This window comes from Streptomyces sp. NPDC057950 (assembly GCF_042887295.1).
GTDB classification, from domain to species: domain Bacteria; phylum Actinomycetota; class Actinomycetes; order Streptomycetales; family Streptomycetaceae; genus Streptomyces; species Streptomyces kaempferi.
Window position 1 is genome coordinate 1 of record NZ_JBHVPP010000032.1, and the last position, 9,228, is coordinate 9,228.

Annotated in this window: 9 protein-coding genes; 2 read left to right on the forward strand and 7 right to left on the reverse strand. The window is 71.5% G+C overall.

The window, feature by feature from the left end:
- The coding region (locus tag ACFVTC_RS38245; protein ID WP_390133723.1) for a hypothetical protein at positions 1–221 on the forward strand (221 nt) is incomplete at its 5' end.
- A 204-nt stretch (positions 222–425) separates the two neighbouring features.
- Here ACFVTC_RS38245 and ACFVTC_RS38250 read toward each other — a convergent pair.
- Positions 426–1,433, reverse strand: a complete 1,008-nt coding sequence (locus ACFVTC_RS38250) for a stage II sporulation protein M (protein WP_390133725.1) — start codon at positions 1,431–1,433, stop codon at positions 426–428.
- Positions 1,434–1,554: 121 nt separating this feature from the next.
- On the opposite strand from ACFVTC_RS38250, the gene ACFVTC_RS38255 reads away from it, so the two are divergent.
- A complete protein-coding gene (locus tag ACFVTC_RS38255; RefSeq protein WP_390133727.1) occupies positions 1,555–2,565 on the forward strand; it encodes an RDD family protein in 1,011 nt (336 codons plus the stop codon).
- A gap of 23 nt (positions 2,566–2,588) precedes the next feature.
- Here ACFVTC_RS38255 and ACFVTC_RS38260 read toward each other — a convergent pair whose 3' ends face one another.
- From ACFVTC_RS38260 to ACFVTC_RS38285, 6 genes are all read right to left on the reverse strand, one after another.
- On the reverse strand, positions 2,589–3,203 hold the full coding sequence (locus ACFVTC_RS38260) for a hypothetical protein (RefSeq protein ID WP_390133730.1): 615 nt from the start codon (positions 3,201–3,203) through the stop codon (positions 2,589–2,591).
- Positions 3,204–3,304: 101 nt separating this feature from the next.
- Complete coding sequence (gene ahcY, locus ACFVTC_RS38265; protein ID WP_390133732.1) at positions 3,305–4,762, reverse strand: adenosylhomocysteinase; 1,458 nt, start codon at positions 4,760–4,762, stop codon at positions 3,305–3,307.
- Positions 4,763–5,095: 333 nt separating this feature from the next.
- Positions 5,096–6,073 carry a cation diffusion facilitator family transporter gene (locus ACFVTC_RS38270; RefSeq protein WP_390133734.1) on the reverse strand — a complete coding sequence of 326 codons (978 nt, stop codon included), beginning with the start codon at positions 6,071–6,073 and terminating at the stop codon, positions 5,096–5,098.
- Between the two features lie 164 nt (positions 6,074–6,237).
- The gene (gene manA / locus ACFVTC_RS38275; protein WP_390133737.1) at positions 6,238–7,389 is read right to left on the reverse strand and encodes a mannose-6-phosphate isomerase, class I; all 1,152 of its coding nucleotides are present in this window, start codon (positions 7,387–7,389) and stop codon (positions 6,238–6,240) included.
- A gap of 99 nt (positions 7,390–7,488) precedes the next feature.
- A complete protein-coding gene (locus tag ACFVTC_RS38280) occupies positions 7,489–8,616 on the reverse strand; it encodes an SIS domain-containing protein (protein ID WP_390133739.1) in 1,128 nt (375 codons plus the stop codon).
- 90 nt (positions 8,617–8,706) lie between these two features.
- The gene (locus ACFVTC_RS38285) at positions 8,707–8,877 is read right to left on the reverse strand and encodes a Trm112 family protein (RefSeq protein ID WP_266699539.1); all 171 of its coding nucleotides are present in this window, start codon (positions 8,875–8,877) and stop codon (positions 8,707–8,709) included.
- Between the last annotated feature and the right edge of the window lie 351 nt (positions 8,878–9,228).

Sequence of the window (9,228 nt, forward strand, 5' to 3'; positions counted from 1 at the left end):
TGCGTTTCCGACTCTATCAGACCGTTTCCGTATCCGATTTCCTCGGCGCTTTCCAGGTTTCCGCTCTCGCGTTTCCCTTTCCGGCGGTTCCGACTTTACCAGATCCGTTTTCCGTTCCGTTTCCGGTCGGAATTCATTTCCAGTGGCCGTTGGAAGGGCCTTTGCCTATTCGCGCCTTGCGGCTCTCTTTCGGCGAGTCCGACTTTATCAGAAGCTTTTGACCGGCCTTACCGGCCGCTCGGTCCTGATTAATCGGGGGGTGCTTCTCGGAATCGCGTTCACAAGAAGCTCGCAGATGCTAACCGCCACCGACTGGACGTGTCCAGTTCTAGGCAACTGTTCGAATCTACCTCCCCACCGGCTCCATGTCAATGGCTCCTGTGGGGCGAAGAGGAGACTAGCAGGTCAACAGCGGTAGTCGCACATCACGCGGCCGTCGGCAGTGTGGCGCTGCGTTCGGTCTCCTCGACGTCACCGGTGTCACCGGCCCGTACCGCACGGCCGCCCAGGACATAGACGTACGTGAGGAAGGCCAGTTCGGCGGCGATCCCTATGCCGATGCGGGCCCAGGTGGGCAGGCCGGAGGGGGTGACGAAGCCTTCGATGGCGCCCGAGACGAAGAGGACCAGCGCCAGGCCGATCGCCATGCCGAGGGCGGCTCGGCCCTCTTCCGCGAGTGCCGTGCGGCGGGAGCGGGGGCCGGGATCTATCAGGGTCCAGCCGAGTCGCAGTCCTGTGCCCGCGGCCACGAAGACGGCCGTCAGTTCCAGGAGGCCGTGCGGGAGGATCAGGCCGAGGAAGGTGTCGAGACGGCCGGCCGACGACATCAGGCCGATGCCGACGCCCACGTTGAGCATGTTCTGGAAGAGGATCCAGAGCACGGGTATCCCCAGGAAGACGCCCAGGACCAGGCACATCGCGGCGGCCTCGGCGTTGTTCGTCCACACCTGGGCGGCGAAGGAGGCCGCCGGGTGGCTCGAGTAGTAGGTCTCGTACTCGCCGCCGGGGCGTGTGAGCCGGCGCAGTTCGGCGGGAGCCGCGATCGAGGACTGGACCTCCGGGTGGGCGCCGATCCACCACCCCAGGAGGACCGCGACGGCCGTGGAGACGAGTGCCGTGGGCACCCACCAGTGGCGCGAGCGGTAGACCGCCGCGGGGAACTGCTGGGTGAGGAAGCGGGTGACATCGCGCCAGGAGGCTCGGCGGGTGCCGGTCACGGCGCTGCGCGCGCGTGCCACCAGTTGGCTGAGGCGCCCGGTGAGCTGCGGGTCCGGGGCGCTGGACTGGACGAGGGAGAGATGGGTGGCCGTGCGCTGGTAGAGGGCGACGAGTTCGTCGGCCTCGGCTCCGGTGAGCCGGCGGCGACGGCGCAACAGGGTGTCCAGGCGGTCCCACTCCGCGCCGTGCGCGGACACGAAGACGTCGAGGTCCATCGGTTCTGCTGCTCCTCGTCCTCTCGTACCGCGTGTCAGCTTGTCGTACCGCGGCGCGATGTTGCCCTCAGCTTGGCAGACTGGCGGTTCTCGGGGCAGGTCAGGGGAAGGACGGACGAGCGTGAGTGAGCTAGTGACGGGCGAGGCGGTGGCGTTGGAGCTGCGCCCCGCGAAACTGCCGAGCCGTGCGCTCGCCGTGCTGCTCGACCTGGTCGTGGCGATGGCGGCCTATGTGATCGTCACCATCGGGCTGGTCGCCGCGACGGCGGCGCTGGACGAGGCGGCGCAGATCGCGGTGTCGATCGCGAGTTTCGTTCTGCTGCTGGTCGGTGGGCCCATCGCGGTGGAGACGCTCAGTCACGGCCGTTCGCTGGGGAAGCTGGCGTTCGGGCTGCGGGTGGTGCGGGACGACGGCGGGCCGATCCGGTTCCGGCACGCGCTGGTGCGCGGTGCCATCGGTGTGGTCGAGATCCTGATGACGTTCGGGATCGTCGCGTGCATCGCCTCGCTCGTGTCGGAGCGGGGGCGGCGGCTCGGTGACGTGTTCGCGGGGACTCTCGTCGTGCGGGAGCGGATTCCGGCCGGGCGGAGCGCCTTCGTGCCTCCCCCGCCGCCCTGGTTGGCGGGACGGTTCTCCGGGCTCGACCTGTCGGCGGTGCCGGACGGGCTGTGGCTGGCCGTCCGCCAGTACCTGACGCGGATGCGGCAACTGGATCCGCAGGTCGGGGCGGCGATGGCGGAGCGGCTGGCCTCCGATCTCGCCGCCCGTACGGGGGCTCCTGCGCCGCAGGGTGTCCCGGCGGCCGCGTATCTGGCGGCCGTGGTGCACGAACGGCAGACGCGGGACGCCAGGCGGGCCTTCGCGGGCGGGCCGGCCGCCTCCGCGGTGCCGGGAGGTCCGGGCGGGTCCGTCGCAGGGGTGCCGGGTGTGAGTGGCCCGGTCGTGCGGCATCCGGGATTCCCGGATCGGCACGCGGGTCCCGCCGCCACGCCCACGGGCGGGGTGCCCCACGCGTCGCCGTCGCCGGTGGCGGACGGCGACGGGTCGCCGGGACGGCAGCCGGTCCGGCCCTCGGTGGCGCGGGAGGAGCGGGCCGACCGGCCCGCGACCGGATTCGCGCCGCCCGCCTGACGTCCGACGGGCCGGGGCCGCGCTCAGGCGAAGGTCGACGGTGGTGTTTCGAGGTGTTCCAGCTCGATGCCGGGTGCCGCGAGGACGACGTCCCCGGCGAGGTGCACGGCGTGCTGTTCCCCCGTGTCCAGGGCTGTGACCTGGTACGCGTCCACGGTCAGGGGGCCGTTGTCAGTGCCGTGTGTTTCTCTCGAGACCAGGGCCCAGGACTGGTCGAGGGTGCGCGGGGCGAGGACCGGGTCGGTGAAGGCGACGAGGCGTACACGGGTGGCCGGCCCGGTGGGGGTGAGGCGCAGGAGACGGGCGGTGGCGACGAGGAACGCGGGGGACGTGCCGGTGAAGGCGTGCGCTCGGACATTGCCCTCGGCGGCCTCGGTGCCCGTGGGATCGGTGCGTACCCAGGTGACGCCTTCGAGCGCGGCGCCCCGGACCTGCCAGCTCGCGGCGTGCAGTTCGAGCCGGATGGGGCGGCCCAGCTCGTCGAGGGCCAGGTCGACGGAGCCGGCGTGGTCGCCGGAGGGTGCCGTCAACTGGGAGACGTAGCGCCAGCCGGAGGGTCCCGGCGCGCAGTGGAAGTGTTCTTCGGCCAAGGGGGTGTGATCGTGCGGATCGTGGAGCGAATAGCGGCCGCGTGGCATGGGCGTTCAGGTCCTCATCGGGGACAGGCCCCCGCCACGGGGGCGGGGGCCTGCCGACATCCGTACGCCGCGCGGTCGGTGCGGCCGCCCGGCGGGGGTGCTCAGTAGCGGTAGTGGTCCGACTTGTACGGGCCCTCGACCTCTACGCCGATGTAGGCGGCCTGCTCCGGGCGGAGCGTCGTGAGCTTGACGCCGAGGGCGTCGAGGTGGAGGCGGGCGACCTTCTCGTCGAGGTGCTTGGGCAGCACGTAGACGTCGGTCGGGTACTCGTCGGGCTTGGTGAACAGCTCGATCTGGGCCAGCGTCTGGTCCGCGAAGGAGTTGGACATCACGAACGACGGGTGACCGGTGGCGTTGCCCAGGTTCAGCAGGCGGCCCTCCGACAGCACGATGAGCACCTTGCCGTCGGGGAACTTCCAGGTGTGGACCTGCGGCTTGACCTCGTCCTTGACGATGCCCGGGATCTGCGCGAGGCCGGCCATGTCGATCTCGTTGTCGAAGTGGCCGATGTTGCCCACGATCGCCTGGTGCTTCATCTTGGCCATGTCCGAGGCCATGATGATGTCCTTGTTACCGGTCGTGGTGACGAAGATGTCGGCCTTGTCGACGACCTCGTCGAGGGTCGCGACCTGGTAGCCGTCCATCGCCGCCTGCAGGGCGCAGATCGGGTCGATCTCGGTGACGATCACGCGGGCGCCCTGGCCGCGCAGGGACTCGGCGCAGCCCTTGCCCACGTCGCCGTAGCCGCAGACGACGGCGGTCTTGCCGCCGATCAGGACGTCGGTGGCGCGGTTGATGCCGTCGATCAGGGAGTGGCGGCAGCCGTACTTGTTGTCGAACTTCGACTTGGTGACGGCGTCGTTCACGTTGATCGCCGGGAACAGGAGGGTGCCGTCGCGGTGCATCTCGTACAGACGGTGCACACCGGTCGTGGTCTCCTCGGTCACGCCGCGGATCTCCGAGGCGAGCTGGGTCCACTTCTGCGAGCCGTCGGTGATGGTGCGGTTCAGGAGTTCGAGGACGACGCGGTGCTCGTCGGACTCGGCGGTGTCGGCCGAGGGGACCTTGCCGTCCTTCTCGTACTCGACGCCCTTGTGGACGAGGAGGGTGGCGTCACCACCGTCGTCCAGGATCATGTTCGGGCCGCCGGTGGGGGTGTTCGGCCAGGTCAGGGCCTGCTCCGTGCACCACCAGTACTCGTCGAGGGTCTCGCCCTTCCAGGCGAAGACCGGGACGCCCTGCGGGTTGTCGGGCGTGCCGTTCGGGCCGACGGCGATGGCCGCGGCGGCGTGGTCCTGGGTGGAGAAGATGTTGCAGGACGCCCAGCGGACCTCGGCGCCGAGGGCGACGAGGGTCTCGATGAGGACGGCGGTCTGGACCGTCATGTGCAGGGAGCCGGTGACGCGGGCGCCGGCGAGGGGCTGCGCGGCCGCGTACTCCTTGCGGATCGACATCAGGCCGGGCATCTCGTGCTCGGCGAGGGTGATCTCCTTGCGGCCGAAGTCGGCCAGGGAGAGATCGGCGACCTTGAAGTCCTGTCGGTTGTCGACAGTCGTCATGGGGAGCTGCTCCTCGGGATTGTGGCGAGGTGGGTACGGCTGTTCTGCGCGACGGCGGGCACAAGGGTGCCCCCGGGCACAGGTGCGCCCGGTGCGCGCAGCTCAGTCCGTCGGAGGCCCTCTCTCCCTCGGCCGGTCCGCGGTGGGACCGCCCGACCGCCATCAGCAGCGACGTCTGGCTCAGTCACCAAGCTACACCGGTCACCCCGGGCCTCCCCAGTCCGGCTCCGGCCATAGTGTGCCTCGGCCGTTTCCAGGAAACCCCTAGTGTCCGTGTGCGCGGGTGCCCGCGCAGGGGCTCGCTCGCGGCGCGCACGTCGCCGGGGTCGGCGGTCAGTGTTCGGCCGGACGTGCCGGGCCGCCGGGGGTCGCGTCGGGGTCCGGGCCCTTGGCCGCCTCGGCCTCGCTGTAGATGTCCGGCTCCAGGTAGATGACGCGCGCGATCGGGACGGACTCCCTGATGCGGGCCTCGGCGGCGTTGATCGCCGAGGCGACCTCGCCTGCCGTGTCGTCGTGCCGGACGGCGATCTTGGCGGCGACCAGGAGTTCCTCCGGGCCGAGGTGGAGCGTGCGCATGTGGATGATGCCGGTGACCGTGGCGCCGTCGACGATCGCGGTCTCGATCCTCTTCACGTCGTCGACGCCCGCCGCCTCGCCCAGCAGCAGGGACTTGGTCTCGGCCGCCAGGACCAGGGCGATCAGGATGAGCAGGATGCCGATGCAGAGCGTGCCGATGCCGTCCCAGATGCCGTCGCCGGTGAGGAGTGCCAGGCCGACGCCGCAGAGGGCGAGGACCAGACCGATGAGCGCGCCGAAGTCCTCCAGGAGGACGACCGGGAGCTCGGGGGCCTTGGCGCGGCGGATGAACTGCGACCAGGACAGCTTCCCGCGCAGCTCGTTGGACTCCTTGATGGCCGTGCGGAACGAGAAGCCCTCGGCGATGATCGCGAACACCAGGACGCCCACCGGCCAGTACCAGTGTTCGATCTGGTGCGGGTGCTTGATCTTCTCGTAGCCCTCGTAGACGGCGAACATGCCGCCGACCGAGAACAGGACGATCGAGACGAGGAAGGCGTAGATGTAGCGCTCACGGCCGTAGCCGAAGGGGTGCTGGGGCGTCGCCTCGCGCTGGGCCTTCTTGCCGCCGATCAGGAGCAGGGCCTGGTTGCCGGAGTCGGCGAGCGAGTGGACGCCCTCGGCGAGCATCGAGGACGAACCGCTGAAGGCGAACGCGACGAACTTGGATACCGCGATCGCGAGGTTGGCGCCGAGTGCCGCCACGATCGCCCTGGTGCCGCCTGAAGCGCTCATCTGCTCCTGCTGTCCCTTCGTACGCCGTCCCGGGCCCCGTCCGTACCCTCGTACCCCGGTCCGGGCTTTGCCCGCCCTTTGCGGTGGGTCATTCTTGCAGCCCGGTCCGGCGGCGGCGCGGCTGGGCGTCCCGGCGACCGGGCCGGGCGGCCGCCGTCGCCCCGTCAGGCGACCACTGTCGCACGGAAGATCGTGCCGGAGCCGGACACCTCGGCCTTTTCACCGGCCGGTACGAAGACCGACTGGCCGGGGGCCAGAGCCTCGCCGTCCGCGTGGACGGAACCCGCCGTGCAGAGCAGGATCTGCGGGGTCTCGCGGGTGAGGTCGTGCGGGGCCGCTCCCTCCGCGACGACGTAGCGGGAGAGGCGGAACTCGTCGATGGGGGTCGCGTAGACCTCCTCGCCGCCGGGTGACTCCTCCGGGCGCAGGACACCGGGGTCGCTCGCCTCGAAACGGACGACGCGCAGCAGTTCGGGCACGTCGACGTGCTTGGGGGTCAGGCCGCAGCGAAGGACGTTGTCGCTGTTGGCCATGATCTCGACGCCCAGGCCGTTCAGGTACGCGTGTGGCACGCCGGCGCCGAGGAACAGGGCCTCACCGGGCTGGAGGCGGACGTGGTTGAGGAGCATCGCGGCGATGACGCCGGGGTCGCCGGGGTAGTGGTGGGCTATGTCGGCGTAGGGGGCGTAGGCGCCGCCGAGGCGGTCGCAGGCGGCCGCGGTCTCGGCGACCGTGCGGGCCATGTCGTCGGGGTCCGCGCTCAGCACCGCCGTCAGGACCTCGCGCAGGGCCGCGTCCCGCGGGTGGGCGCGCAGGAGGTCGACGTACGGTTTGAGGGAGTCGACGTCCAGGGCGGCGAGGAGTGCGGCCGCCTCGTCCGGGGCGCGGAAGCCGCACAGACCGTCGAACTCGGTGAGCGCGCAGATGAGTTCCGGCTTGTGGTTGGCGTCCTTGTAGTTGCGGTGCGGGGCGTCGATCGGGATGCCCCGGCGCTCCTCGTCCTCGTATCCCTCCCTCGCCTGTTCGAGGTTCGGGTGCACCTGGAGGGAGAGAGGTGCGCCCGCGGCGAGGATCTTCAGCAGGAACGGCAGCCGGGGGCCGAACTTGGCGACGGCCGCGGGGCCGAGCTCCTTCTCGGGGTCCTCGGCTATGACCTCGGTGAGGGGACCGCGCGCGGTGAGCGAGGGGGCGCCGGGGTGCGCGCCCATCCACATCTCCGCCTGCGGTTCGCCGGTCGGCTCGACGCCGAGCAGCCGCGGTATGGCGGTGGTCGAGCCCCAGGCGTAGGGGCGGACGGTGTTGTCGAGGCGGTCCATGTGTGCTGTTTTCTCCGTACGTACGCTGCTCTGCGGTCGTTTCCCCACCAGGTGGGCGCCCGTGCGCCGCGGTGGGGCGTCAGCGGGTGTTGCTCGAGGTCAGGCCCCCGCGGCGAGCGCCAGGTACACGGCGGCGAAATCCGTGACGGCGATCAGTTCCGCGAGCGTTTCGAGGTCGCCGCCCTCCTCGGGTTCGAGCTCGCTGATCGCGGTGTCGTGGCTGAGGGCCAGCTCGCGGGCGGCGGGCGCGGCGGTGAGGCCGCCGGCCGGACGGTCGCGCAGGAGCACCACGCGCGCGTGCAGGACCTGCTGCTCCTCGACACGGTCGCGGAAGAAGTCGTCGGGGTCGGCGGCCGCGGCCAGCGCGCCCGAGAGCAGGACGCTGTGGGCGGCGAGCGCCTCGGGAAGTTCCGCGGCGAGAGCGGGGCGGCCCGCCAGTTCGGCGAGCGCGGCGGTGAAACGGCGGCCCGCGGGGCCCGCGGAGGTGCCTTCCGTCCAGATCACCGGGAGTGCTTCGGCCAGATCGGCGGCGAGCGTCTTGGCGGGGTTGCCGTAGGTCGCGATGGCCGGGCCGCAGCGTTCGGCCACACGGTCGAGGCGGTCGGCGACCTTCTGCAGCGCCTCGGGCGGGGCCGAGACCAGGCCGGTGCGGTCCAGCAGGGCCAGCAGCGGGGTGAGCAGCGCCCACAGGACTCCGGGGGCGGAGGCCGCGAGGGGTGAGTTCGGCTCGTACGGGGCGGTCGCCATCGGTACGAACAGGCCGTGCGTGCCCTCCACGGCTTCCGCGATCGGGGTACCGGTGGGGGCCACCGCGACGACGGAACTGCCGCGCCGGTACGCCTGCTCGACCAGGAGTTCGAGTCCTGGTTCGCTGCCGTCCGGGGTGGCGATCAGTACGAGGTCCACGGGGCCGGCCCAGCCGGGCAGCTCCCAGCGCAGGGCGCCTCCCGCGGGGGCGACGCCGGTGGGGGTGAGCCGGGTGACGGGGCAGCTGGCCCCGGCGAGCGTGGCGAGCAGTTCGGCCACTCCGGTGGCCGCCAGTCCGGGGCCGGCGATCAGGACCGCGCGGGGGCGGCCGTCCGGCTTCAGTTCCGGGATCCCGGCCTCCGTGGCGTGCCGGGCCGCGGTACGCACGCGGGCGCCGGCCTCGGCGGCGCCTCGGAGCAGCTCACGACGGTCGGCGCGGGCGAGCGCCTCTGGGTCGTCGAGCAGCGAGTCGTCGAGCATGGGTCGGCAGCCTCCCGATCGCCGGTGTGTCGCCTTTGTCGCTGTGGTGCGGGGTGGGCGCCCTGGTGGTGGCGGCGCCCGGTGGCTCGCTCAGGCGGGGCGGCGGGCCTCGTCGACGAGCAGTACGGGGATGCCGTCCCGGACGGGGTAGGCGAGGCCGCAGTCCTGTCCCGTGCAGACCAGCTCGCTCTCCTGCTCCTTGAGCGGGGCGTGGCAGGCCGGGCAGGCGAGGATCTCCAGGAGGCCGGCTTCGAGCGGCATGGGGTGTCCTTTCGAACAGGTGGATGCGGCCTGGTCAGAGTACCGCTGTGGGGGGCTGGGTGCCGGAGTTAGGTGACCGGGGGCTTCGTCGTCCTGGGCCTGGGGCTCCGCCCGGGACCCCCGCCGGTCCTGGCGTCGGCCTCCGGCGGGGCTCCGCCCCGCATCCAGCCAAGGGGCCGCGCCCCCTGGACCCCCGCACCGCCCGAAGGGCTCGTCCTCGAACGCCGGACGGGCTGGATATGCGGGCCCGCGCTGGAAGGTTCCGGACGGGCCGGAGGCCTCAGCCATCGCCGCACGGTCCAGAACCAGCCGGATGCCTCAGCCCGCGCCGCACCGTCCCGATCGAGCCCG